This is a genomic window from Actinorectispora metalli, from assembly GCF_056323685.1.
Genome location: NZ_JBREYE010000002.1, coordinates 1,525,317 through 1,551,552 on the forward strand (window position 1 = coordinate 1,525,317; position 26,236 = coordinate 1,551,552).

The following is a 26,236-nucleotide window of genomic DNA, read 5'->3' on the forward strand; positions in this document are numbered from 1 at the left end:
GTAGAGCCCAGTTCGACAGGGGGATAGATGATCTTCATTACCGCCAAGTTCCGCATCAAGCCCGAGCACGCGGACCGGTGGCCGGAGATCGCCAGGGAGTTCACCCAGGCGACCCGCGACGAGCCGGGCTGCCTGTGGTTCGACTGGTCACGCAGCATCGACGACCCGACGGAGTACGTGCTGGTCGAGGCCTTCCGGGATGACCAGGCAGGCGCGGACCACGTCAACTCCGAGCACTTCAAGCAGGCCCAGCGGACCCTGCCGCCGCACCTCGCGGAGACCCCGCGGATCGTGAACTTCTCGGTCCCCCAGGACGACTGGGCGCTGCTGGGCGAGATGGCCGTCGACTGACCGCTCAGGACGGCGTGCTCACCGTGAGGCCGTGGCCGTCGGGGAGGCGCAGCGTGAACTCCCGTCTCCCCCACGGCCTGACCTCGGGCGGGCCGTCCAGCACGGCGCCCGCCACGACCGCCCGCCGGTACAGCGTGTCCAGTTCCGACACCGTCTCCAAGCTCAGTTCGACCGGGTGCACCGGCTCGCCGGCGGCGACCAGGTAGAACTGCGGCCCCGCGTGCCAGGGGTTGAGGGTGATCCCTGCGATGTCGCCCTGGTTGAACGCCTCCCGGCAGCCCAACGCCCGAACCAGGTACTCGACGGTCGAGGCGACCTCGCGCACCGGCAGTTCCACGATCACGTTGAGCACCATCGTCGGCTCCGGCACCCGCGACCTGCCGAGCACCACCGTTTCGGCGGCCTGCTCGGCATGCGGGTACCGCTTCGGGAACCGGCCGCGCTCGGTCAGGCCGACCCGCCGCGCCACCCCGAGCGATCGCTCGTTGCGCGCATCGACCCACGCCTCGACGCGATCCAACTCCAGCGTCCCGAACGCGTGCGTGATCAACGCCGACATCGCCTCGGTCGCGTAGCCGTGGCCCCAGGCATCCCGGCGCAGCAGCCACTGGAGGCCTGTCACACTTGCGTCGATCAGCCCGACCATTCCCAGCGGAATATCGGAACGTACCGTCCACAAACGATCGCCGTGTGCAATGGTTTCGGTGAGAAAGTCCACCGTCTCTCGCACCGCGGTACAAATCGGACGGTGCCAGAATCGCATGACGTCAGGGTCGGAGAACGCCGCGTGCAGCGTCGCACCATCGGCAGCCGGCTTGAGGGGGACCAGCCGCAGCCGGTCGGTTTCCAAGATCGCCACAGCGTCCTTTCTACCCCGTGCGGAGATCGGCGCGGCTGTGGAACAAGCACGGTCCCAAATGCGTCACAATGGTGCTCCGAACATGGCTGGTGGTGGTGTTGATGGCGTCCGGCGTGGCCGCGGAGCGCACTCCGATGGACTCGCTGCCTGCTGAGCTGACGACCTATGTCGGACGGCGCAGCCAGATCGCCGAGGTGAGAAGGCTGCTGGGCGCGGCCTCGGTGGTGACGCTGACCGGCCCCGGTGGGGTCGGCAAAACCAGACTGGCCCTCCAGGTGGCGGCCGCCGCCCGCCCCTCGTTCCCCGACGGCGTCGTCTTCGTCGGTCTCGCCGAGTTGCGCGAGCCGGAACTGCTGGTCGCGACCGTCGCGGACTGCCTCGGCCTCGGCGACCGTTCGACGCGCCCGCAGATCGACCTGCTCATCGACATCCTCCGCACCCAGCGTCTGCTGCTCGTGCTGGACAACTGCGAGCACCTCGTCGAGCACTGCGCACGCTTCGTGGACGCCCTAGTGTCCGCCTGCCCCGACCTGGTCGTGCTGGCCACCAGCCGCCAGTCCCTCGGCGTGGCGGGCGAGCGGGTGCTGCCGGTCCCGCCGCTGCCGGTGCCCGAGCCCCGCGAGGCCGTGGCAGGCCTGGAGCAGTACGACTCGGTGCAGCTGTTCGTGGACCGCGCCACCGCCGTCGTCCCGTCGTTCACGGTCACCGACGACAACCGTGAGGACGTCATCCGGCTGGTCAGGCACCTCGAAGGCCTCCCACTGGCCATCGAACTGGCCGCGGTGCGGTTGCGTTCGCTGTCGGTGCGGCAACTCGCCGACCGGCTCAAGGAGCGGTTCACCCTGCTCAGCCGCGGCTCGAAGTGGGGACCGAGCAGGCACGAGACGTTCCGGTCGCTGATCGACTGGAGCCACGAGCTGTGCACCGAGCAGGAACGCCTGCTGTGGGCGCGGGCATCGGTGTTCTCCGGCAGCTTCGACCTGGACGCCGCCGAGGAGGTCTGCTCCGGCGAGGACCTGGACCGGTACAGCGTGCTGGACGTGATCGACGGCCTGATCGACAAGTCGATCCTGCTCCGCGAGGAACACCACGGCGTGGCGCGGTACCGGATGCTGGAAACGGTCCGCCAATACGGCGAGGACAGGCTGCGCGACGCCGACGACCTGCCCCGCATGAAGCTGCGCCACCGCGACTGGGTTCTCGGGGTGACCACCCGCTTCGAAGAGGCCTGGTTCGGCCCCAACCAGATCGAGTGGATCAACCGCATCAGGCGCGAACAGGCGAACCTGCGTGGCGCGCTGGACTTCTGCACCAGCAGCCCCGATGAAGCCGTGGTCGGACTGCGGATCGTGCGGAATATCAAGGAGTTCTGGCTGATGCGCGGCCTCACCGAGGGCCGCATCTGGCTGGGCAAGCTCCTGGAAGTCGCCCGCCCGGATGCCGATGACATCGCCACCGCCCACTGGAACGCCGCTTTCCTGGCGCTGGTCCAAGGCGACCACGGTGCCTACGAGTCGTCGCTGGCCAAGGCGGACGCGGCAGCCAAGGCGTCCGGCGACGAGAACGCGCAGGCCTATGTGCACCACGTACGGGCCTACGCCGCGCTGATGGGCAACGACGGCCCGCTGGCCGCCGAGCTGTTCGACCGCGCGGCGGGCATGTTCCGCAACCAGGGCGACCTGCCCGCCGAGCTGTGGGCGACGTTCAACTACGGCCTCGCGCTGAGCCTGGCTGGCCACCTCGACCGGGGCCTCGAGGTGCTGCGCGAGTGCGTGGACACCTATGTCGCACACGGCGAGGTGTTCTGGCGGTGCTGGGCGCTGTGGTCACGCAGCGCGGCGGAGTACCTCTTCGGCGACATGCAGGAGGCCACGGACGCGGGTCTGGAGCTGCTGCGTTTGCAGCCCAACATCGAGGACCGCGCCGTGATCGCGTTCTCGCTGACGGTCATGGCGGGCTGTGCCACGCACACCAACCAACCGGTGCGTGCCGCCCGGCTGCTCGGCGCCGCCACCACCGTGTGGCGCTCCCTGGGTGCGGAACCCACCAGCTATGGCGCGTTCATCGAGCCGATGCAACGCGACATCACCAAGGTCACCACCGAGTTGGGCCCGGACCAGGCCACCAAGGAGTTCCTGGTCGGCTTCGCCTTCACCATCAGCGAGGCCGTGCAATACGCCCTCGGCACCTCGGAGACCCCAACGGAGGTCGCCGCCCCCCAACGCGGCGACGACCCGCTGACCAAGCGGGAGGCGGAGATCGCGGAGCTGGTCGCCCGCGGCATGACCAACCGCGAAATCGCCGACCACCTGGTCATCGCCCGCCGCACGGCGGAGACCCACGTCGACCACATCCTGACGAAGCTGGGCTTCACCAACCGAGCCCAAATCGCCGCCTGGGTAGTCGAATCCCGCCGCCCCTGACCCACGGGTTCTACTACACTCGGTGAGCACATCAACGCTCTTGCAGTAAGCAATCATTGCTCGCTCAAGCTGCGGCTCTACCCGCCGGGCTGGATGACCACTCGCAAGACCACCGCCGACGCCGACCTTGGCGGAGAGTCGTACCAACATCGTGTTCAGCCCCTGGGTCATCCACCACCGACCCGATCTGCACCCGGACCCCAAGCGGGCGGCACGCTCATGTCACGCGGAATCCGGTTGCAGGTGCTTCGCCGGGGCTGATCGCGCCAGCAGGGACCGGCGGTAGCCGTAGGCCCAGTACACGACGAGGCCCAGGGCCAGCCAGGACAGGAAGCGCCACCACGTGGTGGCCGTGAGCTGGCTGACCAGCCACACCGAGAAGCCCACGCCGACCAGCGGGATGAACGGCACCCAAGGGCAGCGGAAGCCGCGTTCCAGGTCGGGGCGGGTGCGGCGCAGCACCACCACGGCGATGGACACCACCATGAACGCGGCGAGGATGCCGATGTTGGTCAGCTCCGCCGCCTGGCGGATCGGCAGCGCTCCGGCGATCACCGCCGAGCCGACGCCGACGATCCAGGTCACCCGGTGCGGCACCCGTCGGATCGGGTGGGTTTTGGCGAACCAGCGCGGCAGCAGGCCGTCGCGGCTCATCGCGAACCACACCCTGGTCACCGCGAGCATGTTGGCGAACATCGACGTCATGATGCCCAGCACCGCACCCACCGCGACCACGATCGCCAGCGACGGCAAGCCCACCGAGGCCAGCGCCGAGGAGAACGGGCTTTGCAGGTTGATCTGCGAGTAGTGCTGCATGCCCAGCAGCACCACGCACACCAGCACGTAGATCACCGTGGCGATGCCCAGGGAGTAGATGATCGCGCGGGGCATCGCCTTGCGGGCCTCGGTGGTCTCCTCGGCGGCGGCGCTCATGGCGTCGTAGCCGTAGACGGCGAAGAACGCGGTTGCGGCGCCGGTGATCGCGCCGCTCAGGCCGTAGGGCAGGAACGGGGAGTAGTTGCCCGCCTTGATGTGGAACGCGCCCGCCCCCACCACGACCAGCACCAGCACGATCTTCATCACGACCAGGCCGGTCTCCACCCGCGCCGAGGACTTGGTGCCGCGGTTGAGAATCCACGCCAGCAGCAGGCACAGCAGCACCGCGAACAGGTCGACCTTGTGGCCCGCGCCGGTGCCGGGGGCGCCGAGCATCCACAGCGGGAGGTCGAGGCCGAGTTGGGCGACCAGGTAGGCCAGGTAGCCGGACACGCCGATGGCGACCACGGCGACGATCGCGGTGTACTCCAGCAGCAGATCCCAGCCGATCAGCCAGCCGACGACCTCGCCCAGCACCGCGTAGGCGTAGGTGTAGGCGGAGCCCGCCTTGGGGATCATGCTGGTGAACTCGGCGTAGCAGAGCGCGGCGGCGGCGCTGGCCAGCACCGCGATCAGGAATGACAGCAGCACGCCGGGGCCCGCCAACTGGTTGGCGACCACGCCGGTCAGGGAGAACACGCCTGCCCCGACCAGGCCGCCCAAGCTCAGGGCGGTGAGCTGCCAGGTGCCCATCTCCCGCTTCAGGCCGGTCTCGGGGGGCTCCTCGATGTCGTCAATCGGCTTGCGGCGGAAGACGCTCATAAGCCGGGGCCGATCTGCACCGTTCGCGGTGAGGTGTAGAAGCGCATGGCCGCTTTGCCCTGCTCGCGGCCGCCGTAGCCGGATTTCTTCTCACCGCCGAACGGCAGGTGGAAGTCCACGCCGGTGGTGGGCGCGTTGACCTTCACCATGCCCGACTCGCAGCCCTCCACATAGGACAGGACAGCGTCGAGGTCGCGGGTGAACAGCGAGGTGACCAGGCCGTACTGTCCGCTGTTGGCGATGGCCAGCGCTTCCTCCACCGTGGACACCGAGCGCAGCGCGCAGATGGGCCCGAACACCTCCTCGGTGTTGAGCCGGGCGTCCGGCGCCAGTCCGGACACCACGATCGGGCGGACGAACAGGCCATCGTCGGGGCCTCCGGTGAGGATCTCGCCTTCCTCGCGGGCCGCCGCGAGGATGCGGTTGCATGATGGGGTGTTGATCACCGGGCCGACCGAGACGCCGTCGTTGGCGGGGTCGCCGTAGCCGAGGCCTCGCACGCTGGTGACCAGGGCTTCGGTGAACGCGGATGCGTCGCCGACGACGAGGATGCGCTTGGTGGCGGTGCACTTCTGGCCCGCGAAGCCCATCGCGGCGGCGGCTACGGTGGTCGCGGCCTTCTCGATGTCGGCGTCGGGCAAGACGATCGAGGCGGACAGGCCGCCCATCTCGCACTGCGCCGGGATACCACGCTCCGCGGCGGCAACGGCGACCTGGTTGCCGACCGCCGCGGAGCCGGTGAAGGACACCAGGTCCACTGTGGACAGGAGGGCCCTGCCGGTCTCGGCGGCGCCTGGCAGCACGGTCAGCAGGCCCTCGGGCAGGTGCTCGGCGAACAGCTGCCCCACGCGCAGCGCGCAGGCGGTGGACTCCGGCGAGGGCTTGACGACCACAGCGTTGCCGCAGGCGAGCGCGGGCGCTGCCTTCCAGACGGGGATCGCCAGCGGGAAGTTCCACGGCGTGATCAGTCCCGCCACTCCGCGCGGGCGGTACTGGGTGAACGTCAAACCGCCCGCGTAGGTTTCGCCGATGGGGTCGAAGGCCTGTTGGGCGTAGTACCGCAGGATCGCCACGCAGCGCGCGACCTCCCCGACTGCCTCGGCGCGCGGTTTGCCGACCTCCCGCACCACCAGGTCGGCGAGGTCCGCCCCCGCGAAGGCATCCGCCACGGCGTTCAACGCGGCGGCGCGGACGGCGGGCGCCTGCCGCGCCCAGTCTCGTTGGGCCTTGCGGGCCGTGGCGACCGCCGCGTTGACCTGCTCGCCGGTCGTGGCGGGCACGTCGGCGAGCACCTCGGACGGTCGCTGCGGGGAGGTGGAGACGATGCGGGTCACAGGACGAACCCCCTGGGGAACGGGTCGGTTTGGTCGAGCAGGTACTGGGCCATGCCGGTGATCCAGGCACGGCCGGTGACGGTGGGGATCACGGCGTCGCGGTCACCGAGCCGTGCGGCGCGGATCAGGCGGCCGGTGAAGCGGGTGCCGATGAAGGACTCGTTGACGAACGCCTCCCCCAGCGCGAGCTCACCCCGGGCGTGGAGTTGCGCCATGCGGGCGCAGGTGCCGGTGCCGCAGGGCGACCGGTCGAACCAGCCGGGGTGGATGGCCATCGCGTTGCGGGAGTGGCTGCCGTCGCGGCCCGGTGCGGTGAACTGCACGTGCTTGCAGCCCGCGATGGACGGGTCCGTGACGTGCACCGGGCGGCGCTGGGCGTTGATGGCGTCCAGGATGGACAGACCGGCCCGCAGGATCTCGTTCTTGTTGGCGAGCTCGAACGGGATGTCCAGCTGCGCCAACGGGAGGATCGCGTAGAAGTTGCCGCCGTAGGCGATGTCATAGCGGACGGCGCCGTAGCCGGGAACGTCCACCGTGACATCCAGTTCGTGGGCGTAGGAGGGCACGTTCTGGATGGTCACGTGCTTCGCCCGGCCATCTTCGACCGCGACTTCGGCGACGACCAGGCCCGCCGGGGTGTCCAGGCGGACCAGGGTGACGGGTTCGGTCACCTCCACCATGCCGGTCTCCACCAACACGGTGGCCACGCCGATGGTGCCGTGGCCGCACATGGGCAGGCAGCCGGAGACCTCGATGTAGAGCACGCCCCAGTCGGCGTCGGGTCGGGTGGGCGGCTGGAGGATGGCGCCGCTCATCGCGCCGTGGCCGCGCGGCTCGTTCATCAGCAGTTCGCGGAGGTGGTCCAGCTTCTGCACGAAGTACTCGCGGCGTTCGGCCATGGTGGCGCCGGGGATCACACCGACACCGCCGGTGATGACGCGGGTGGGCATGCCCTCGGTGTGCGAGTCGACGGCGCTGAAGTACCGGCTGGCCCGCATGTCAGGCCGCCCGCAGTGAGTCGATGGCGCGGTGCATGTCGTCGGTGAGCCTGGCCAGCTTCTCCTTCGACAGTGGGCCGCGCGGCGGGCGGCACGGGCCGCCGAAGCGGCCGACCATGTCCATGCCGTGCTTGATGGCCTGCACGAACTCGACCCGCGAGTCCCAGCGGAATGCGGCGACCAGCGGCTCGTACAGCGCCCGCGCCTCGGCGAGCTTGCCGTCCAGCGCGAGTTGGTACAGCAGCGCGGATTCGGCGGGGAAGACGTTGGGGAAACCCGCGAACCAGCCGGTGGCGCCCATCAGCAGGGACTCCAGCACCACGTCGTCGGCGCCCGCGACCACGGCCAAGTCGGGGGCGGCCTCGCGGATCTCCAGCACGCGGCGGACGTCGCCGCTGAACTCCTTGATGGCGACCACGTTGTCGATCTGGGCGATCTCGGCGAGGAGTTCTGGCGTGAGGTCGACCTTGGTGTCGATCGGGTTGTTGTAGACCATGATCGGCAGTCCCGCCTCGGCGACCTGCTCGAAGTGGTGCACGACCTCGCCGGGGTTGGCGCGGTACATGGTCGGCGGCAGGCACAGCACGCCGTCGGCGCCGTCCTCGGCGGCCAGTTCCGCCCAGTGCCGCGCCTGGTGGGCGCCGACGCCGTGCACGCCGATCACCACCACGCCGTCGTCGCCGACCGCCTCCAGCGCGGTGCGGGCCACGGCGCGGCGCTCGGCGTCGGTCAGCGAGGAGTACTCGCCGAGGGAGCCGTTGGGTCCGACGCCGCGGCAGCCGTTGTCGATCAGCCAGCGGCAGTGCTCGGCGAACCGGTCCAAGTCCGGGCGCAGGCCCGCGGGCGCCGCCGCGTCCTCGGCGTAGGGCAGCGCGGTCGCGACGATGACGCCCTCGAGGCGCTCTCTGCTCATTGCGGGTTCTCCTCCGGTGTCACAGGGGTGGTGGCCAGTTCGCCCAGCCGCAGCGGGCTCGCGATCGGGCGGCGAAACGATTCGGGGATGGCGGTCAACTCGGCGACGTTGCGGCCGCAGACGCGGCCCTGGCACAGGCCGAGCCCAACGCGGCTGGTCAGCTTCAAGGCGCGGGCGTCCTGGGGGTGGTGCTGTTCGACGGCGCGGCGCAGCGCGCCGTAGTCGACCTCTTCGCAGCGGCAGATGATGGTGTCCTCGCGCAGCCAGCCTCGCCACCCGGGCCGCACCGGGTGCGCGGCGGCCAGGCCCGCGGCGAAGGTGCGTCCACGCTGGACGGCGCGGGCCAGGTCGGGCCGGCCGCTCAGGGCGAGCGCCGGGCCGACCACGGCGGCCAGCCCCGCGAGTTCGCCCTCCGCGGCGGCGAGGTCGGCGCCACCGATGCCGGTGATCTCGCCCGCGGCGAACACACCGGGCACGCTGGTAGCCAGCGCGGGACCGGTCTGCACGAAGCCGTCGCGCAGCGCGCAGCCCGCAGCCACCGCCAACTCGGTGCGCGGGGTGAAGCCGAACCCGACGCACACCGCGTCGACCGACAGCCGCCGCTCGCTGCCGCGCACCACGTTCCAGTCGCGGTCCAGCCGCGCCGTGGTCACCTCGGTGACCCCGTCGTGGCCGTGTGCGGCGATCACCGTGTGCCGCAGGCGAAACGGCACGCGGTGGCGTCGCAGCAGAGCCAGGTACCCGATCAGCTCAGCGACCTTGGCCCGACCAGCCAGCATCGCCCGCGGGGCCTTAAGCCAGCCCAGCGGTGAACCCGCCTCCAACACCCCTACCACGGTGGCGCCGACGCCGATCAGCGATTCGGCGACCGGCAGCAGGAACGGCCCGGTGCCGACCACAAGCACCCGGTCGCCCACCGCGACCTGCTGTTCTTTGGCGAGGGTCTGCGCTGCACCGGCGGTGTAGACACCAGGCAGATCCCAGCCGGGGAACGGCAGTGTTCGGTCATGTGCGCCCGTGGCCAAGATTAGCGCGTCCGCATCGAACACCTGTGCAATTCGCGACGGCGAGTCGGCGGGGCCGGTGCGCAGGTGCAACCTGGGGCCGGGTTCCACCGCCCACACCGTGGTGTCGGGCAGGTACCGCACGCCGGCCAGGTCGACTTCGGGGCCAGGCGTTCCCGGTGGCCTGCGGTGAAACTGCCCGCCCAACTGCGCGCCCGCGTCCACAAGGGACACCCGGGCGCCGGCTTTCGCGGCACTGGCCGCAGCGTTCATCCCGGCGGGCCCGGCGCCCACCACCACGACGTGCTTCACGACGGAAGCTCCGCCCCGTGCTGGGTGCGGATCTCGTCGCCGTCGGCCAGCACCCGCTGGCAGGCCCGCACATCGGGCACGCCGTTGACGACGACGAGGCAGTCGAAGCACACGCCGATGCCGCAGAAGAGGCCCCGCGGCCTGCCGTGGTGGCGGGTTGTCCGCCAAGATCGGCGGCCTGCCGCGATCAGCAGCGCCCCCACCGTCTGACCGGGCGTCGCCGCCATCGGCTGTCCGTCCACAGTGACCCTCATGCGGCACCTCCCAGCACGGCCGGGCGGTCCACCCGGAACGGCGTTGGATCGACGTGCGGCGCGGTGCCGGTGATGAGCTCGGCGATCAACACGCCGGTCGCGGGAGCGAGGCCGATGCCCGCGCCCTCGTGACCGGTGGCGTGCCACAGGCCCCGCAGGCGGGGGTCGGGGCCGATCACCGGCAGGTGGTCGGGCGCATAGGGCCGGAAACCGCCGTAGGCGCGCATCACCGGCACCCCGGCGAGCAGCGGGAACAGCGTGACAGCCTTGGCGGCAAGTTCACGGAGCACCACGACGGCGATCGTCTCGTCGAAGCCGACGCGCTGCCTGCTGGAGCCGATCAACACGGTGCCCGCGCGGGTGGACTCCACCACCGCCGAGGTCTGCAAATCCGCCTCGCCGCTGCCGACAGCGCCGACGTAGTCCGCGTCGTAGACCTTGTGCCGCACCACCTCCGGTAGCGGGGCGGTGACCAGCACTATTCCGCGCCGCGGCAGGACGGTGATGGGTGCGCCCGCGAGCGAGGAGAACTCCCCTGACCATGGGCCGCAGGCGTTGATCACGGCGGCGCAGGGCACTTCGCCCTCACTGGTAACCACGGCGCGGACCCCGGCGGCGGATCGCCGCAGGCCCGTCACGGTCACCCCGGAGCGCACCGAGCCGCCGCGGCGGCGCACCGCCGCCAACATGGCGGTGGCCGCCAGGACGGGTTGGAGTTGGGCGTCCTCCGGGTAGTGCACCGCCGCGGTGAGTTCGCGGGTCAGGTGGGGTTCGAAGTCGGGGACGGCGTCGAGGGGCAGTGGGCAGGCGTCCACGCCGGAGGTGCGCTGCGTGCTCGCGAAGTCGCCCAGCGACTCGGCGCCCTGTTCCGTGGTGGCCACGACAAGGCCGCCTTTGCCGTCCCATTCGATGTCTGCGGCGTCCGCGCCGAGTTCCTCGCGGAGCGTCGCGAGCAGCGCGGGCCAGCGGCGGCGGGAGGCCTGCGCGAGCGTGAGTTCCGGGCCGGGCGCCTTATCGGAGAGCAGGACGTTGCCCTCCCCCGCCGCGGTGGCCCCGGAGGCGGGGCCGCCGCGGTCCAGCACGGTGACGCGCAGGCCGCGGGCAGTGCAGGCCTCGGCGCAGGCCGCGCCGATGACACCCGCCCCCACGATCACCACATCCGAATGCACCAGCGCCTCCAGATCGTTCATTAAAATGAACGACTGGAGACTAGGTCGGCGATGCGCCCGGGGTCAATCCTTGTCGAGCGCGGCGATCACCAGGCGGATCGTGGTGGGCTCGGCGAGCATCGTCAGATGGCCCACCAGCGCCGCCGGGTTGTGGTCCTGGAGCGTGATGTTCTCGACGTCCGGGCCGGTCAGGAACGCGGTGGTGTACGGGGTGGCGAACTCGTCGTACTTGGTGGCGATCACCGTGTACCGCACCCCGGGCTGGGTCTCGCCGCCCTCGTTGAGGCGCCGGATGAACTCCGAATCGCGGAGTTGCTCGACGCAGGACGGGCAGACCTTGCCGGACGCGCCGGGGAACTGGGTGAACAGCCAGCCGATCGCACCCCAGGTCGTTCCGTGGTTGTCCGGCGCCAGCCCGACGAGCCGATGGACCTTGGGGGTGCCGCCGAGGAACTTGAGGTAGTAGCGGGGCAGCATGCCACCCTGGGAGTGACCGACGATGTCGACCTGACCGGCGCCGGTGGCCGCGAGCACCCGGTCGATGAACGCCGCGATCTGCTTCGCGGATTCCGCCATCGGCCCAAGGCCCTGGATCGGCGATCCGGGCGGCGCGCCGTAGTCAAGAGCGAAAACGCAGTAGCCCTGCCGCGCCAGTGCCGGGGAGATCGCGAACCAGTTGTCGAACCGGTTCTCGAACGTGCCGTGCACGAGCACCACCGGTCTCGGATGTTCGGGCGAAGGTTTGCACGACCAGTTGTTCGCACCTGGCGGAGCCGGATTCTCCACCTGCGCGACAGCAGGCGTGAACAGCCCCAGAACCAGCACTGATGCGGCCGCGAATGCGCGGATCATCTGGTTTCTCCCTGTTGGTGAACGTACGACTGTGATTTTCCCGTGATATACCGCTTGCTATCGGCGGTTTTGAGACAGAACACCATGGAAAGGTCCGCCGAATTGACACGCACTCGAAGCTACTCGCGGGTAATCATCTTGTCATCACCATTGCGGAATTCCGCCGCAGCGGTAGCCAGGCGCCATCGCTGATGCTTCCGGGCTCAGCCGACCGGGCCGCTCCACAGCGACCGGTCCTCGCCCTCCCCCGCCAGCAGGTAGACGGTGTCGCCGAGTCTGGTGGCCGCAGTGACCGTGCCCTTCGGTCCGGTCACGGTGCGGTTGCCGAGCTTGATCGTGCCGCCGTCGGAAATGGCCTGCACCAGTCGGCCGTCCACCTCGAGCGGGGGTGCGAGTTTGTCCTTGTCCCCCACCGGGATCTTCGGGGCGTCCACCCGTGACCAGGCGCGGTCGGCCAGGCGCCAAAGCGCGAGTGAGCCGTCGACGCGGCCCGCGACGCCGCACACCGATGCCCAGCAGCGAACCGAGACCGCGGCGGCGGAACGACCGGCGTCGGGCAGCGCGGTCCTGGTCCAGGTGCCGTTGAAGCTCCACACCACCGGCACCTGGCGGGTGCCGTCGGCATCGGAGACCAGCTGCCAGCCTGCGATCAGGGCACCGTCCTTGGCGGCCGCGGCGGCCATCGGGAAGTTGAGGGAGCTCCGGGAGTTCTCCAGAGCGGTGCCCGCGGAATTCTGGCGCTGCCACTGGTCGTCGTCGGCGGTCCACACGGCGATGTCGAGGCCCGCCTGGGCGCTTTCCCAGCTACCGATCAGCGCGGGCTCGGGTTCGGTGAGCACCGCGTCGACCAGCTCGCCCGCGCCCCAGCCGCCGAAGGTGCTAAAGCCCTGCGGTTTCTCAGCGATCCCCGCCTGCGAGCCGGTCCACACGCTCCACCGGACATTGCCGTGCGCGCCGCCGCGTTCACCGCCGATCGCGAGGATGCGTCCGTCCTGGGCGGCGATCGAATACCACTGCGCCAGGCGCCCATAGGGTGTGGCGGCCTGCGCGGGAATCTCCGTGACCGCCCCATCCGAGGAGCGCCGCAGCAGCCCGGGAGCACCGTTCTCGCGGACGCCGATCAACAGCGCGTCACCGTCGGCCGTCAGCATGACGGGGGCGGCGGGCAGGTCGACCCTGCTGAAGGTCACAGTCGGTTCGGGGGTCGTGCAGCCCGCGGCCAGTGCCGCGGCGAGCAGCAGCGCGGCTCGCCTGATCACACCCTGCTGGGTGCGGTTCGCGGCGCGGCGGAGAAGCGGATGCCCTCGTCGTCGAGCTTGCCGTGCCGGAGCAACAGCACGTCCTTCGGGTAGTTCTGGTGCAACCGCCATGGACGCGATTGTCCCTGCCTGGGCAGTTTGTCGATACTGCGCAGAACGTAACCCGACTTGAGGTCGAGGAACGGTTCGGTGGGCATCGACGGGTCCGGTGCCAGCGGGGTGAAGACCTGCTTGCCCTCGCGGTCCATGTGCTGGAGCAGCCTGCAGAAGTACTGGGCGACCAGGTCGCCCTTCAGCGTCCAGGACGCGTTGGTGTAGCCCAGCATCAGCGTCATGTTGGGCACGCCGCTGAGCATCATGCCCTTGTAGGACACCGTGTCGGCGAGGTCGACCGGCTTGTCGTCCACCTTGAGTGTCATGCCGCCCATGGCCAGCACGTTCAGGCCGGTGGCTGTGACGATGACGTCCGCCGGTAGCTCGGTGCCGGAGGCGAGCCGGATGCCGTTCTCGGTGAAGGTGTCGATCTGGTCGGTCACCACCGAGGCCTGTCCGCGCCGCAGCACCCTGAACAGGTCGCCGTCGGGCACCAGGCACAGGCGCTGGTCCCAGGGGTTGTACCGGGGCGAGAAGTGGCGGTCCACGTCGTACCCGGCGGGCATCTGGGCGACGATGGCCCGGCGCAGGAGGTTGCGCACCAGGCCGGGCTGCTTCCGGCTGACCTGGAAAGCCAACAGCTGCCCCAGCACGTTCTTCCACCGCACTACCGGATAGGCGACCTTCGCGGGCAGCCATTTGCGCAGCAGGTCGGCCAGCCCGTCGGTGGAGGGCCGGGACAGGATGTAGGTGGGCGAGCGCTGCAACATCGTCACGTGCTCAGCCTCGGTGGCCATGGCGGGCACCAGCGTCACGGCGGTCGCGCCGCTGCCGATCACCACGACTCGCTTGCCGCTGTAGTCGAGGTCCTCGGGCCAGTGCTGGGGGTGCACGATTTGCCCGGTGAAACGGTCGGTGCCCGCGAACTCGGGCGTGTACCCCTTGTCGTACCGGTAGTAGCCGGAGCAGATGAACAGGTAGGAGCAGGTCAGCTTGACGGTCTCGTCGCTGTCGGTGCGCCGCACCTCGACGGTCCAGCGCGCGTCCTCGGAGGACCATTCGGCGCCGATCGCCTTGTGCCCGAACCGGACGGCCTTGTCGACGCCGTACTCCCGGGCGGTCCGGTTGATGTAGTCCAGGATGGACGGACCGTCGGCGATGGCCTTGGCCTCGATCCAGGGCTGGAAGGAGTAGCCGAGGGTGAACATGTCGGAGTCGGAGCGGATGCCCGGGTAGCGGAACAGGTCCCAGGTGCCGCCGATGGCGTCCCTTGCCTCGAGGATCGCGAAGGTCTTGTCCGGACACTCGCGCTTGAGGTGGCAGGCGGACCCGATTCCGGACAGCCCTGCCCCGATGATCAGAACGTCAACGTGTTCCACCGACATGCGCGTCTCCGCTCTCCCGACCGTGCGAACCAGACGCTATCGACACGGTGTTGAATAAGTCAACACACTGTCGACTCCGGGTTGCCAGGCCGGTAGCCTCGCTGGCGTGGCTCTTCCGGACACTGCCCTCACCCGCGGCCGACGCGGCCTGCGCCCGTCGGGCGATGACCGGGAACTGGCCATCCTCGCCACCGCCGAAGAGCTACTGGCGACCCGCTCACTGGCGTCCATTTCCATCGACGACCTGGCCCGCGGCGCCGGGATCTCGCGGCCGACGTTCTACTTCTACTTCCCCTCCAAGGACGCTGTCCTGCTGACGCTGCTGGACCGCGTGGTCGCCGAGGCCGCCGCGGCGAGCGAGGACGTGCTGGCCGACCTGGAGACCGATCCCCGCTCGACCTGGCGGCGGTGCATCGCCGCCTACTTCAGCACCTTCCGCTCCCACCGCGCCGTCGCCCTCGCCGCCGCGCAGGCGGTGGCCACGAACGCGGAGGTCCGCGCCCTGTGGGCGTCGGTGATGGAGGGCTGGGTGCAGGAAACCACCGCGGCGATCGAAGCCGAACGCGCCCGCGGCGCGGCTCCGGCGGGTGTCCCTGCCCGGGATCTGGCGATCGTGTTGAACTCCATGAACGAGCGGGTGCTGTCCGCCACCTTCGCCGAAGCCGCCCCCGCGGTGGCCGAGGACAACGTGGTCGACGTGCTGCTGGAGGTCTGGCTCGCAGGTATCTACCGGACCGGCACGCCCTAGGCGATGCCCTGGGTGTGCAGCGTGGCGAGACTGGACAGGAACGTGGAGACGGTGGCACTGGTGCGGCGCAGCGTCGGCAGTGCCACGACGCCGCCGATGTCGAGATAGGCCGCGGTCTGCTCGATGGCCGGAACGGCGATGGGGTTCGGGGACACCTCGATGAAGGTGCTGAAGCCGTCGTCCATGGCGGCGGCCAACGCGTGGGTGAAGCGGACCGGTCGACGCAGGTTCGCCGCCCAGTAGGCGGCGTCGAAGGAGGGCTCCTCCCAGGGGTCGTCCAACACGCTGGTGTAGTAGGGCAGGACCGGCCTGCGCGGGGCGAGCGAGGGCAGTTCGGCACGCAGCCGTGCGGCCAACGGGCCGACGGCCTGGGAATGACCCGCGCCGCCGACCTGGAGATGTCTCGCAGTGCGGCCCAGCGCCTCGGCGTGTGCCACCAGGGCCGCCACGTTCACGGCGTCGCCGCTGACCGTGCAGGAGGTCGGGGACGAGTAGACAGCCACCGAGATGCCGGGGAACTGCCGGTCCAGCTCCGACAACTCGGCTGCCGACAACCCGACCACCGCCATCGCGCCCGTGCCCGCCCGGTCCAACTCGGACAGCAGGGTGGCGCGGGTGAGCACGACGCGCAAAGCGTCGGTCAGGCTGAGACCGCCCGCCACCACCGCCGCGGTGATCTCGCCCATCGAGTGCCCCACCACGGCGGCGGGCGTGATGCCGTGCGCTCGCCACAGCCCGGTCAGGGCGAGTTGGATGCCGAACAGCAGCGGCTGGTTGACCGACACCGTGAACGGCACGTCCTCGCTGCGCAGGGCCCGCCGCAGCGAGAAACCCGCCTCCGACAGGAACGTCGGCTCCAGTTCATCCACCGCTGCTCGGAACGCGGGAGCGCCCGCCATCAGCCTGCGGCCCATGGCCGGGTAGTGCGAGCCGTAGCCGGAATACACGAACACGGTGCCGCGGTGCGTCGGTCGGGCCTGGCCGGTGAGGACGACCGGGGCGGGCTCCCGCTCGGCGAGCGAGCGCAGGCCCGCGGCGAGTTGGTGCCGGTCGTCGGCGACGATGGCCGCCCGTACCGGAAGGTGGTCCTGGCGGCCCGCGAGGGTGCCCGCGATGTCCCGCAGCGAGTGCGCCCGCCCGATCGGGGAATCGAGCCAGGAGCACAGGTGCGCCGCCTGAAGGCTCAACCCCTTGGCGGACTCGGCCGACAGCATGAACAGCTGCGGATCGGAGTCGTCGGAGCCGTCCTCAGTCGACAGCGACCATTCCTCGGCCACCAGGTGGACGCCGGAGTCCAGGCAGGACACCCCGGCCCGCGCGACGCCCGCGTAACGCGGCCAGCCCTGGACCTGATCGGCCTGCGGCGGTGGAAGCTGGCCGTGGGCCAAGGCGAGCACGACCTTCAGCAGGCCCAGCAGCGAGCCTGCGCCGCGCGGGGTAGTGCCCAGCAGCAGCGGCTGGTCGGCTGCCCGCTCGTGCCCGAACACCGTGCCGGTGACCTGGGCCCCCGCGAGGACCTCGGCACCGTGGGACTCCAGGTAGTCGAGCCGGCGGGGGTCGATGTCGGCCTCGCGGTAAAGCTCGGGCAGCCCGTCGGCGTCGAGTGCCCGCACCCCGGCGGCGCGGATCACGGCCAGCACCCGGTTGCCGTCCCGGCGCGCCGCCGTCAGCCGCTTGAGCACCAGCGCCCCGCACCCGTCGCCCGCGACCCCGCCCGCGACGGCGAGGTCGGCGTCGTCGGTGCGGAGCATGCCGACCGCGTCGTGCACGGCGAGCAGCGGCGAGGCGCCGTCCAGGCCGCAGCCGAGCATCGCGGTGCGCTCGGCTTGGAGGACGTCGGCGGTGAAGCCCGCCTGCTCCATGGCAAGCCGGACGATCTCGGGCATCATCCGGCGCTGGGTCCTGCCGACCGTGGTGACCGGGCGCCACTGGCTGACCGTTCGGCAGGCGCGCAGCCATTCCCACAGTTCGTCCGCGGAACCGACGCCGCAGGGCAGCCAGGCACCGATGCCGATCACCGCAACGGGCTCGTTCTCGGCGATGTCATGACGCGCAGTGTCTTCGGCGCGCAGGTTCCGCGGAAGCATTCACCACTCCCCTAAGAATTGCGCCGGTGAAAGCGCATCAGCTCCCCGAAAGCCACGTTATCCGTGGTGGTCAGGGGCCGAAAAGCTTCGCAGTGCCGCGGCTTCGCGCTATGGAAGTCGGGTGAGCGAAACACGGTGGGGAGTGGAATTCTGGTGACAATCGGTCGGGTCAGTACGGCTGAAGCTCGGTGATGCGCCAGCGACCGTCCTCGAAGTGGGCGGAGACGGTGAGTTGGGCGGCGCCGCCGATATCGGTGTTCGTGTCGCCGCGGACGGCGGCCTGGTCGAGGAACACCAGCAGGCGGGCCCGGTCACCCTCCAGCATGGACACCCCGGCGATGGCGACCTTGGAGCGCTGCACCAGCTTCTGCTCGGCGGCCAGCTTGCGGACCGGGTCCATCAGGCCCTTGTACTGCTCGGAGGCCGAGCCGCGGAGCACGTCCTTGGCGGCGTTCTCGGTCGCCTGGGTGTCGTCGAAGCGGTAGGAGAAGACCTTCTCCAGGCCCTCCCGGACCTGGCCGCTGACCTCGGCGGTCCGCGCGGTGTCCACGAGCGCCTTGTTGTCACCGGCGGCGGCACGGGCGCTCACGCCCTCCACGGTGAACCAGCCACCGAGGCCCGCCAGCACCACGGCCGCGACGATGAGGATCAGGTTGAGCTTGCGCATGGTGGGACTCCTCAGACCGGGCTCAGCGGGACCTGGCCGATGGCGACCAGCTTCCAGCCCTGATCGGTGCGGGTGAGCTCGGCGAAGAACCGGTTCCGTTTGGTGGCGGGCTCCTGGCCCTCCACGCTGACCTTCTGCTCGACCGAGGCGATGATCTTCGCGCTGCCCTGGCGGGTGTCCAGTTCGGTGACCGCGGAGTCCAGCACCTTGGCCTCGGTGACCGCCTTGGCCTGCTCGACCTGCTTCTTGCTGCCGTCCTTGGACTGCGAAAGTTCCTCGTGCAGCGGCCCGGAGGACACGCTCAGCCAACGCTCGATGCCCTCGTCCACCTTGCGGTAGTCCAGGGTGTTGAACACCGCGATGCTCTGCGAACCGACCCGCTGCACCTCGTTGCGGGCCACCGCGTACTCGGTGGAGTCGTCGGTCGCGCCGGTGTACCAGTACGCGCCCGCGCCCGCTGCGAACAACGCGGCGACGATCACCGCGATCACCGCGCCGAGCGGCCGCCCGCTCGTGCGCTGCTCTGTCGCGGGCGATTCCTCGGTCACGGGCCTGTCCTCTGTCGCTGTCTTCGCCACTGTCGCCGTCTCAGTCATCTTGGCTGGTCACCCCGCTTCCGGCAGTCCGAGCAGACCGCGCATGGTGGACGGTGTTCTCGGTAGCTGCACGTCGGGCGCGGGTCCGCCCTTGGGCGCGTTCTGCGAACCACGCACGTTCGAGGGATTGCCCGATGGCAGCGTGCAGCGGGCATTGGCGTTCAGCGGAACGGGCGCGACGTCCAAACCGTTGCGGTAGGTGGTGCCCTCGTAGCCGCTGACGCAGGGCAGCGGGTCGAAGAACGTCACCGCGAGGCCCAGCTGGGCCCGGCCGTTCTTGATGATCGTCGGCGCGAAGCCCACCACCGCCGGAGCCACCACGAGCAACTGCTCCAGGCCTGCCTGGCGGGTCACCATGATCTTGGAGGTGGTGACCAGGTTGGCGATCATGATGCCGAGGTTGGGGCCGGTCTCCCTGAGCACCGCGGACACCTGGGTCGCGGCTGGCGGCACCGTGGTGATCAGCTTGCGGATGTCGCCGTCGGAGCGCTCAAGCTGCTCGGAGATGAGCTTGGCGTTGTTGGCGAACGTCGCGATCGCCTGCGACTGCTCCTTCTGCGTGTTCAGCACCGTGTTCGCGTCGACGACGAGCTTCGTGGTCTGCGGCAGGTGGTCGGTCGCCGCCTGGGTGAACCGGCCGGTGGTGTCCAGCAGCATCTGCAGGTCCGGCCCGGTGCCGTCGGTCATCTCGTACAGCTCGTCCACCACGGTGCGCAGCGCGTCCTGGGGCACCGACTCGACCAGCTTGTTCAGGTTGAGCAGCACGTTCTCGATCGGAATCGGCAGCGTCGTGTCGCGGCGCGGGATGACGGTGCCCTCGGCCAGGTACGGGCCCTTGTCGGTGCGCGGCCGCAGATCGATGTACTGCTCGCCGACCGCAGAGCGGTTGGTGACCACGGCGTCGGTGTCGGTCGGGATCTTCGGCGCGTCCTTGCGGATCTTCATCTCGACCTCGACGCCGTCGTTGACGAGGCTGAGCTTGCCGATGCGGCCGACCTGATAGCCGCGGTAGGTGACCTCGGCGTTGGTGAAGACGCCGCCGGAGTCGGCGAGACGGACCTTGGCGAGGTAGCTGTTGCCGCCGAAGATCTCGTCAAGACCCGCGTACTTCACGCCGACGAAGCTCACGCCGAGCAGCGCGATGATCACGAACAGCGCGATCTGGATGCGGACCAGCCTGGTGACCATCAGCCCTCCTTCCGGGTGCCCGCCGAGGGCAGCGGCAGGGTGGGGGCCTTGGCCGGGTCCGGCGCGGCGGCGGGGTTGGCCCCCGGTCCGGAGGTCTGGGCGTTCAGCCGGACGAAGGAGTTCATGTAGTCACCCTTGATGGCGTCGAGCGCCGAGTCCGGGAACGGGAACGTCAGCAGCATCTCCATCGCCTGCGGCAGGTTCTGGCCCGCCTTGGCGAGTTCACGCAGCGTCGGCTCCAGGGCCTTGAGGTCGGCGACCAGGTCGTCCTTGGTCTTGTTCACCGTGTCCACCGCGACATCGCCCAGCCGGTCCAGCGCCTGGATCATCCGCACCAGCGCCTCGCGCTGCTCGGCCAGCACCTTCATGCCGGGGCCCAGGTTGTCGATGGCGCCCGCGAACTGATCGTTGCGCTGGGCCATGGTCACCGACAGCCGGTTGATGCTGTCGATGGCCCTGGAGATCTCGCCCTTGTGGGCGTCGATGCCCGCGGAGAACTCGTTCGCGCGGGAGATCAGCGACTTGATCTCCGCCTCGTTGCCGCCCAGCGCGGCGTCCAACTCCTGGCTGATGTCCTGAAGCTGCGCCAGCCCTCCGCCGTTGAGCAGCATGGACAGCGCGCCGAAGACCTCTTCGATCTGCGGGTTGCGGTTGGTGCGGTCCAGCGGGATGTCCGCCCCGTTGGCAAGCTGGCCGAACTCCTTGCCGACCGCGGGCTTGTCCAGCTCGACGAACTTCTCGCCGAGGATGCTGGACTGCCGCAGCCGGGCGACGGCGTTGCTCGGCAGCCGCACGTCGCGGTGGACCGCCATGGTGACGATGGCGCTGCGGCCGTCCTCGGCCAGCTCCACCTTCTCCACCCTGCCGACCGCGACGTCGTTGACCTTCACGCCCGCCTGCGGCACCAGGTCAAGCACGTCGTGGAAGTGCGCGGTGATGTTGATCGGGTTGTCCCCCACGTCCGCGCCGCCGGGAAGCGTCACGTCGTAGACGCTGGTGAACCCGTCCGAGGCGCCGCAGCCCGCGGTCAAAGCGGCAACCACGGCGATAAGCGCGCCCTTGCGGAGCCTCATCAGCGGCCTCCCGTCGAGGGCAGGATCAGCGGCGCGGCGGCGTTGTTCCCATTGCCCGAGCTGAACTCGCGCAGGTTGCCGCGGCCGTCCAGCCGCCGGTTGATGGGGTCGTAGGCATCGAGCACGTTGGTGATGGCCAGCGGCGCGACGTCCAGTGCCTCGGCGAGGGACTTGCGCTGCTTGCCCAGCATCTCCGCGATCCGCGCCAGGTTGTCCACATTGGACTTGATCTGGCCGCGGTGGGTCTTGACGAACTCCTGCACGGTGGCCAGCGCGTCGGCCAGTTCGGCCAGGGCGGCGGCGAAGTTGTCCCGCTCGGACGCCAGGTGCTCGCTCACGTCGGCAAGCTGCTGGCTGACCTTGTTCACCTCGCGGTCGTTCACCGCGAGCATGGTGGTGAACTTCTGGAGGTTGTCCACGGTCGTGAACAGGTCGTCCTGCGAGCCGTTCATGGTCCTGGTGAGCTGGCCGAGCTCGCGGATCATGTCGCCCATCTTCTTGCCGCTGCCGTCGAGGTTCTTGGCGCTGGCCTCCAGCAGTTCGCTCAGGGCGCCGTCGGCGTTGGCGCCCTGTGGGCCCAGCGCGGTGTTGAGCTGGTCGATGCTCTTGAGCAGCTCGTCCAGCTCCACCGGGACGGCGGTGCGCTCCTGCGGGATCCTGGCGCCGTCGCTCATCTTCGGCCCGCTCTCATACAGCGGGGCGAGCTGGATGTAACGGTCGCTGACCAGGCTTGGCGTAACGACCATGGCGTTGGCGTTGGCGGGCACGGCGTACTCGGGGTCCAGCGACATCTCCACCCTGACCTGACGGCCCTGCGGCTCGACGGCGTCCACCACGCCGATGGCGACGCCGAGCACGCGGACGTCGGAGCCGGGGTAAAGGCCCACCGCCTCCTTGAAGTAGGCGGTGACCTTGGTCGGGCTGTCGGGCCGGAACACGATCCAGCCGCCGGTCACGACGAGGGCTGCCACGGCAGCCACCGCCACGCCACGGAGCACGTTCAGGCGCACGTTGCGGCGCATGGGGCTACCTCCCGCCCTTCGGTGGGATACATCCGGGGCTGCCGTCGGCGGGTGCCGTGAGGCCGCAGATGTATGCGTCGATCCACTTGCCGTTGCCCACGGTGTTGCCGAGCATCCGGTAGAACGGCCCGGCCAACCGCAGGCTCTCGTCGAGCTTGGCCTGGTTGCGCACCAGCACCTCGGTGACCCGCTGGAGCTGGTCCAGGGTGGGACCGAGCTGCTCCTTGTTGTCCGCGACAAGGCCCTTGAGCTCGGCCGACAACGCGCGGGTGCCGTCGAGCAGCGCGCTGATGGCCTCCTTGCGCTTGCGGAACTCCTCCAGCAGGACGGTGCTGTCCTTGATCAGCCGGTCGAACGTCTCGGTCCGGTCGGCCATCAGCTGGCTGATCTTGGAGGTGTTGGCCAGCAGCCTCGCCAGCTCCTCGTCGCGGGAGGCCAGCGCCTTGGAGATCGCCGCGACGCCGTCCAGGGCGGCCCGGAACTCCTCGGGCGTGGACGCCTGCATCATGCCGCTGAGCGTCTTGAAACTCTCCGCCAGCTGACCGGTGTCGATCTCCTGTACGGTCTTGGACAGGTCGGCGAAGGCGTCGTTGACGTCGTACGGCGAGACGGTGCGATCCCTGGGGATCGGGATGTCCGGGTCCATCTCCTTGGTGCCCGCAGGCTCCAGCACCAGGTTCTTCTGCCCGAGCAACGTCTTGATCTTGATGGCGGCGGTGGTCCGGTCGCCGAGCCAGGTGTCCTTGGCGTGGAAGCTGACCTTCACGCTCTTCTTCGCCGGGTCAAGCTCGACCTTGGACACCTCGCCGACCTTGATGCCCGCGACGCGGACCTCCGAGCCGGGCTTGATGCCGGCGGCCTCGCCGAAGTAGGCGGTATAGGTGGTGCCGCCGCCGATGAGCGGCAGCTCCTCGAAGAAGAACGCACCCGCCACCACGACAGCCATCACCAGGGCACCGATGGTGCCCACCCACACCGGGTTTCGTTCGCGGAACGGCTTCATCGCTTGCACCTCTGCTGGGTGACGGGCAGGCCCACCGGCGGTCCGCCCGGCGCGGGCTGGACGTCGGCGGTGGCCGAGCACAGGTAGAAGTTGAACCAGGAGCCGTAGGACACCAGCCTGCCGATGGACTCGTATTTGACCGGCAGGTTGTTCACGAACTGCTCGAACACCGGGGTGCCCTGGACGAGGTTGCGGGACAGGTCGCCCAGCGCCTGGATGTCGCGCTTGAGCGGCTCGCGGCCCTGCTGGAGCAGCCCGGCCGTGCTGGTGCTCAGCTCGGCCATGCCGTCGATCGCGCCGCCGATGGCCGCCGAGTCCGCGGCAAGCCCGCTGACCAGCTGTTGCACGGTGATGACGAGGTCGGAGAGCTGGTCGCTGCGCGAGTTGAGGGTGCCCAACACCTTGTTCAGGTTGTCGATGACCTCGCCGATCACCTTGTCCTTGGCGGCCAGCGTGGAGGTCAGCGAGCCGGTGTGCCGGATCAGGCTGGCCACCGTGCCGCCCTCGCCCTGGAGCACCTGCACGATCTCGAAGGACAGCTTGTTCACGTCCTCCGGGTTCAGCGCCCGGAACAGCGGCTTGAAGCCGTTGAACAGGGCGGTGAGGTCGACCGCGGCCTTGGTGCGGTCCAGCGGGATCAGCCCGTTGCGGGGCAGCGTCCTGTTCGGGTCGCCGGTGCCCTGGTCCAGCGCGATGTAGCGCTGGCCGATCAGGTTGCGGAACTTGACGGTGGCGGTCACCGAGTCGGACAGCTTGCGTCCCGCGTCCACCGCGAAGGTGACCTGCGCCAGCCGCCGGTCCACCAGCTCGATCTCCTCGACGTGGCCGATGCGGACACCGGCCATCCGGATCTCGTCACCGGGGTTGACGGAGGTGACGTCGGTGAACACCGCGCGGTAGCTGTTGGTGTCGCTCGCGCCCCTGCTGGCGATCGTCATGCCGAGCAGTACGGTCGCCAAACCGGTGATCGCCACGAAGATGATCGACTTGAAGATGGGTCCTGCCAGGCTTTTCACTTGAGCGTCACCTCCGCGCCGCGGAACGCCGGTCCGGCCAGCAGGCTGCTCCACTCCGGCACCTCGCTGGGGTCAACACCGGTGGCGGGGCCGAGGAGCTCGGAGATGAACTGGTTCTCGCCCTGGGAGTTGGGCACGCCCCAGCACATCGGGCTGCCCTTCCGGTTGTAGACGGGGGTGTCGCGGCCGGGCACGTACTTGGGCTTCGCGGGCCGCACCGTGATCTCCACGTGCACACCCGGCTCGCTGGTGCCCTTGCCGAGCACCCGGTCCATGGCGGGCCGCATCTTGTTGACCGCCTCCAGCACGCAGGGGAACGTCGGCGAGTACTTGGCGAGCAACTCCAGCGTCGGTCTGCTGGTGTCGGTCAGGCTGATGAAGTTGTTCTGGTTGGACCTCAGGAAGGTCTCCAGGTCGTTGGACGCCGTGGTGGAGGTGGCGATCATGGCCTTGAGGCTCTCCCGCTGCTCGGCCACCGTGCGGGTGGTGGTGCCCAGGTCGTCCAGCGCCTGCACCAACTCCGGGATGACCTCGTTGTAGTTGTCGGAGACGTCGGCCAGCGAGCTGACCGCGTTCTGGAACTCCGGCATCCTCGGGTTCAGCTCACCCAGCAGGGCATTGATCTGCACCAGGGTTTCGCCGAAGGGCTTGCCGCGGTCGTCCAGCGCCTGCGAGATCGCGCCGAGGGTGCTGGACAGCTTCTCCGGCTGTACCGCCTGGAGCAGCGGCATCAGGTTCGTCAGCACCTTCTCCACCTCGATGGAGGTGCTGCTGCGGTCCTGGGTGATCACATCGCCCTCGCGCAGGTAGCCGCGGTCGGCGCGCTCGGGCATCACCAAGTTCACGTAGCGCTGGCCGAACAGCGACTTGGGCAGCAGCCGGACGGTGACGTTGCGCGGCACCGCCGCCAACTGCTCCGGCTCCATCGCGAGGGTGATCTCGGCGTTGTCGCCGCGGCTGCGGATCTCGGCGACACGGCCGATGACCAGCCCGCGGGCCTTGACGTCCGAACCGATCTCCAGCTGGTTGCCCGCCGAGTCGGCGCGCACGACGACCTTTGACTCGGTGCTGAAGGTGCGGTTGTACACGGCGAAGGAGAACCACGTTCCCAGCACGGCCAGCGCGACGAACAGCAGGCCGACGAGTTGTTTGCCGAACCTGTTCATCCGGCCACCTTCACCGTCATCGTCGAACCCCAGATGGCCAGGCTGAGCAGGAAGTTCAGCATCGCGGTCACCACGATCGAGGTGCGCACCGCCCGGCCGACCGCGATGCCGACCCCGGCGGGTCCGCCGGTGGCGCGGTAACCGTAGAAGCAGTGCGTGAGGATGATCGCCACGCTGAAGACCAGCACCTTCGCGAACGACCACAGCACGTCGCCCGCGGGCAGGAAGAGGTTGAAGTAGTGGTCGTAGGTGCCCGCCGACTGCCCATAGAACTCCACCGTGATGAACCGGGCGGCGAAGTAGGAGATCAGCAGGCCGACCACGTACAGCGGGATGATCGCGATGAAGCCCGCGATGATCCGCGTGGTGACCAGGTAGGGCAGGCTGCGCACGCCCATCACCTCGAGCGCGTCGATCTCCTCGGAGATCCGCATGGCGCCAAGCTGGGCGGTGAAGCCGGAGCCGACCGTCGAGGACAGCGCGAGGCCCGCCACCAGCGGCGCGATCTCACGGGTGTTGACGAAGGCGGAGATGAAGCCCGAGAACGCCGCGGCGCCGACCTGTTCCAGGGCGCTGAAGCCCTGTAGGCCCACCACGGTGCCGGTGAACACGCACAGGCCGACCATCACGCCGATGGTGCCGCCGATCACCGCCAGCGCTCCGGTGCCGAAGCTGACCTCGGCCAGCAGCCGGATCACCTCGCGGAAATAGCGGGAGATGGTGATCGGCGCCGCCGCCAGGGCGCGGAGGTAGAAGAGAAGCTGGTCGCCCAGCCGCTCAAGGCTGTCTCCCGGGCCTCTCAGCCGATCTCGCAGGGTTACCACGA

At 69.6% G+C, this 26,236-nt stretch carries 24 protein-coding genes; 3 read left to right on the top strand and 21 right to left on the bottom strand.

Annotated features, from left to right (window positions below; genetic code table 11):
• Positions 1-27 precede the first annotated feature (27 nt).
• On the top strand, positions 28-351 hold the full coding sequence (locus tag ACU6XJ_RS27425) for a putative quinol monooxygenase (protein ID WP_476317819.1): 324 nt from the start codon (positions 28-30) through the stop codon (positions 349-351).
• Between the two features lie 4 nt (positions 352-355).
• Here the strand turns inward: ACU6XJ_RS27425 and ACU6XJ_RS27430 are convergent, their stop codons facing one another.
• A complete protein-coding gene (locus ACU6XJ_RS27430; RefSeq protein ID WP_476317822.1) occupies positions 356-1,210 on the bottom strand; it encodes a GNAT family N-acetyltransferase in 855 nt (284 codons plus the stop codon).
• Between the two features lie 101 nt (positions 1,211-1,311).
• On the opposite strand from ACU6XJ_RS27430, the gene ACU6XJ_RS27435 reads away from it, so the two are divergent.
• Entirely contained in the window at positions 1,312-3,633 is a 2,322-nt protein-coding gene (locus ACU6XJ_RS27435) for an ATP-binding protein (RefSeq protein ID WP_476317825.1), read from the top strand.
• A 222-nt stretch (positions 3,634-3,855) separates the two neighbouring features.
• Here ACU6XJ_RS27435 and ACU6XJ_RS27440 read toward each other — a convergent pair whose 3' ends face one another.
• From ACU6XJ_RS27440 to ACU6XJ_RS27485, 10 genes are all read right to left on the bottom strand, one after another.
• Entirely contained in the window at positions 3,856-5,271 is a 1,416-nt protein-coding gene (locus ACU6XJ_RS27440) for an amino acid permease (RefSeq protein WP_476317828.1), read from the bottom strand.
• Complete coding sequence (locus ACU6XJ_RS27445) at positions 5,268-6,605, bottom strand: aldehyde dehydrogenase family protein (RefSeq protein ID WP_476317831.1); 1,338 nt, start codon at positions 6,603-6,605, stop codon at positions 5,268-5,270. The genes ACU6XJ_RS27440 and ACU6XJ_RS27445 overlap by 4 nt, the downstream gene beginning before the upstream one ends.
• Positions 6,602-7,603, bottom strand: a complete 1,002-nt coding sequence (locus tag ACU6XJ_RS27450; RefSeq protein WP_476317834.1) for a proline racemase family protein — start codon at positions 7,601-7,603, stop codon at positions 6,602-6,604. The genes ACU6XJ_RS27445 and ACU6XJ_RS27450 overlap by 4 nt, the downstream gene beginning before the upstream one ends.
• Position 7,604: 1 nt before the next feature.
• On the bottom strand, positions 7,605-8,516 hold the full coding sequence (locus ACU6XJ_RS27455; RefSeq protein ID WP_476317837.1) for a dihydrodipicolinate synthase family protein: 912 nt from the start codon (positions 8,514-8,516) through the stop codon (positions 7,605-7,607).
• Positions 8,513-9,832 (bottom strand): FAD-dependent oxidoreductase, encoded by a 1,320-nt coding sequence (locus ACU6XJ_RS27460; protein ID WP_476317840.1) that lies wholly within the window; start codon positions 9,830-9,832, stop codon positions 8,513-8,515. Before ACU6XJ_RS27460 ends, ACU6XJ_RS27455 begins: the two co-directional genes overlap by 4 nt.
• The gene (locus ACU6XJ_RS27465) at positions 9,829-10,086 is read right to left on the bottom strand and encodes a (2Fe-2S)-binding protein (RefSeq protein ID WP_476317843.1); all 258 of its coding nucleotides are present in this window, start codon (positions 10,084-10,086) and stop codon (positions 9,829-9,831) included. The genes ACU6XJ_RS27460 and ACU6XJ_RS27465 overlap by 4 nt, the downstream gene beginning before the upstream one ends.
• Positions 10,083-11,276, bottom strand: a complete 1,194-nt coding sequence (locus tag ACU6XJ_RS27470; RefSeq protein WP_476317846.1) for an NAD(P)/FAD-dependent oxidoreductase — start codon at positions 11,274-11,276, stop codon at positions 10,083-10,085. Before ACU6XJ_RS27470 ends, ACU6XJ_RS27465 begins: the two co-directional genes overlap by 4 nt.
• A gap of 42 nt (positions 11,277-11,318) precedes the next feature.
• A complete protein-coding gene (locus tag ACU6XJ_RS27475) occupies positions 11,319-12,107 on the bottom strand; it encodes an esterase/lipase family protein (protein ID WP_476317849.1) in 789 nt (262 codons plus the stop codon).
• Between the two features lie 203 nt (positions 12,108-12,310).
• Positions 12,311-13,366 (bottom strand): hypothetical protein, encoded by a 1,056-nt coding sequence (locus tag ACU6XJ_RS27480; protein ID WP_476317851.1) that lies wholly within the window; start codon positions 13,364-13,366, stop codon positions 12,311-12,313.
• Positions 13,363-14,844, bottom strand: a complete 1,482-nt coding sequence (locus ACU6XJ_RS27485) for a flavin-containing monooxygenase (RefSeq protein ID WP_476317853.1) — start codon at positions 14,842-14,844, stop codon at positions 13,363-13,365. The genes ACU6XJ_RS27480 and ACU6XJ_RS27485 overlap by 4 nt, the downstream gene beginning before the upstream one ends.
• A gap of 106 nt (positions 14,845-14,950) precedes the next feature.
• Between ACU6XJ_RS27485 and ACU6XJ_RS27490 the strand changes: the two genes are divergently transcribed.
• Entirely contained in the window at positions 14,951-15,592 is a 642-nt protein-coding gene (locus ACU6XJ_RS27490; protein WP_476317855.1) for a TetR/AcrR family transcriptional regulator, read from the top strand.
• Here ACU6XJ_RS27490 and ACU6XJ_RS27495 read toward each other — a convergent pair.
• The 10 genes from ACU6XJ_RS27495 to ACU6XJ_RS27540 all read right to left on the bottom strand — a co-directional run bounded on the left by ACU6XJ_RS27495 (position 15,589) and on the right by ACU6XJ_RS27540 (position 26,234).
• Positions 15,589-17,679 carry an acyltransferase domain-containing protein gene (locus tag ACU6XJ_RS27495; RefSeq protein ID WP_476317857.1) on the bottom strand — a complete coding sequence of 697 codons (2,091 nt, stop codon included), beginning with the start codon at positions 17,677-17,679 and terminating at the stop codon, positions 15,589-15,591. The genes ACU6XJ_RS27490 and ACU6XJ_RS27495 overlap by 4 nt on opposite strands.
• Before the next feature lie 169 nt (positions 17,680-17,848).
• Positions 17,849-18,346, bottom strand: a complete 498-nt coding sequence (locus tag ACU6XJ_RS27500; RefSeq protein ID WP_476317859.1) for a hypothetical protein — start codon at positions 18,344-18,346, stop codon at positions 17,849-17,851.
• Positions 18,347-18,357: 11 nt separating this feature from the next.
• Positions 18,358-18,894 carry a hypothetical protein gene (locus tag ACU6XJ_RS27505; protein ID WP_476317861.1) on the bottom strand — a complete coding sequence of 179 codons (537 nt, stop codon included), beginning with the start codon at positions 18,892-18,894 and terminating at the stop codon, positions 18,358-18,360.
• Positions 18,895-18,951: 57 nt separating this feature from the next.
• Positions 18,952-20,130, bottom strand: coding sequence for an MCE family protein (locus ACU6XJ_RS27510; protein WP_476317863.1), 1,179 nt, complete (start codon positions 20,128-20,130; stop codon positions 18,952-18,954).
• On the bottom strand, positions 20,130-21,203 hold the full coding sequence (locus ACU6XJ_RS27515; RefSeq protein WP_476317865.1) for an MCE family protein: 1,074 nt from the start codon (positions 21,201-21,203) through the stop codon (positions 20,130-20,132). The genes ACU6XJ_RS27510 and ACU6XJ_RS27515 overlap by 1 nt, the downstream gene beginning before the upstream one ends.
• The gene (locus ACU6XJ_RS27520) at positions 21,203-22,225 is read right to left on the bottom strand and encodes an MCE family protein (protein ID WP_476317867.1); all 1,023 of its coding nucleotides are present in this window, start codon (positions 22,223-22,225) and stop codon (positions 21,203-21,205) included. Before ACU6XJ_RS27520 ends, ACU6XJ_RS27515 begins: the two co-directional genes overlap by 1 nt.
• A gap of 4 nt (positions 22,226-22,229) precedes the next feature.
• The gene (locus tag ACU6XJ_RS27525; RefSeq protein ID WP_476317869.1) at positions 22,230-23,228 is read right to left on the bottom strand and encodes an MCE family protein; all 999 of its coding nucleotides are present in this window, start codon (positions 23,226-23,228) and stop codon (positions 22,230-22,232) included.
• Positions 23,225-24,244, bottom strand: coding sequence for an MCE family protein (locus ACU6XJ_RS27530; protein WP_476317871.1), 1,020 nt, complete (start codon positions 24,242-24,244; stop codon positions 23,225-23,227). The genes ACU6XJ_RS27525 and ACU6XJ_RS27530 overlap by 4 nt, the downstream gene beginning before the upstream one ends.
• On the bottom strand, positions 24,241-25,410 hold the full coding sequence (locus ACU6XJ_RS27535; protein ID WP_476317874.1) for an MCE family protein: 1,170 nt from the start codon (positions 25,408-25,410) through the stop codon (positions 24,241-24,243). The genes ACU6XJ_RS27530 and ACU6XJ_RS27535 overlap by 4 nt, the downstream gene beginning before the upstream one ends.
• Complete coding sequence (locus tag ACU6XJ_RS27540; protein ID WP_476317877.1) at positions 25,407-26,234, bottom strand: MlaE family ABC transporter permease; 828 nt, start codon at positions 26,232-26,234, stop codon at positions 25,407-25,409. Before ACU6XJ_RS27540 ends, ACU6XJ_RS27535 begins: the two co-directional genes overlap by 4 nt.
• Positions 26,235-26,236: the final 2 nt, after the last annotated feature.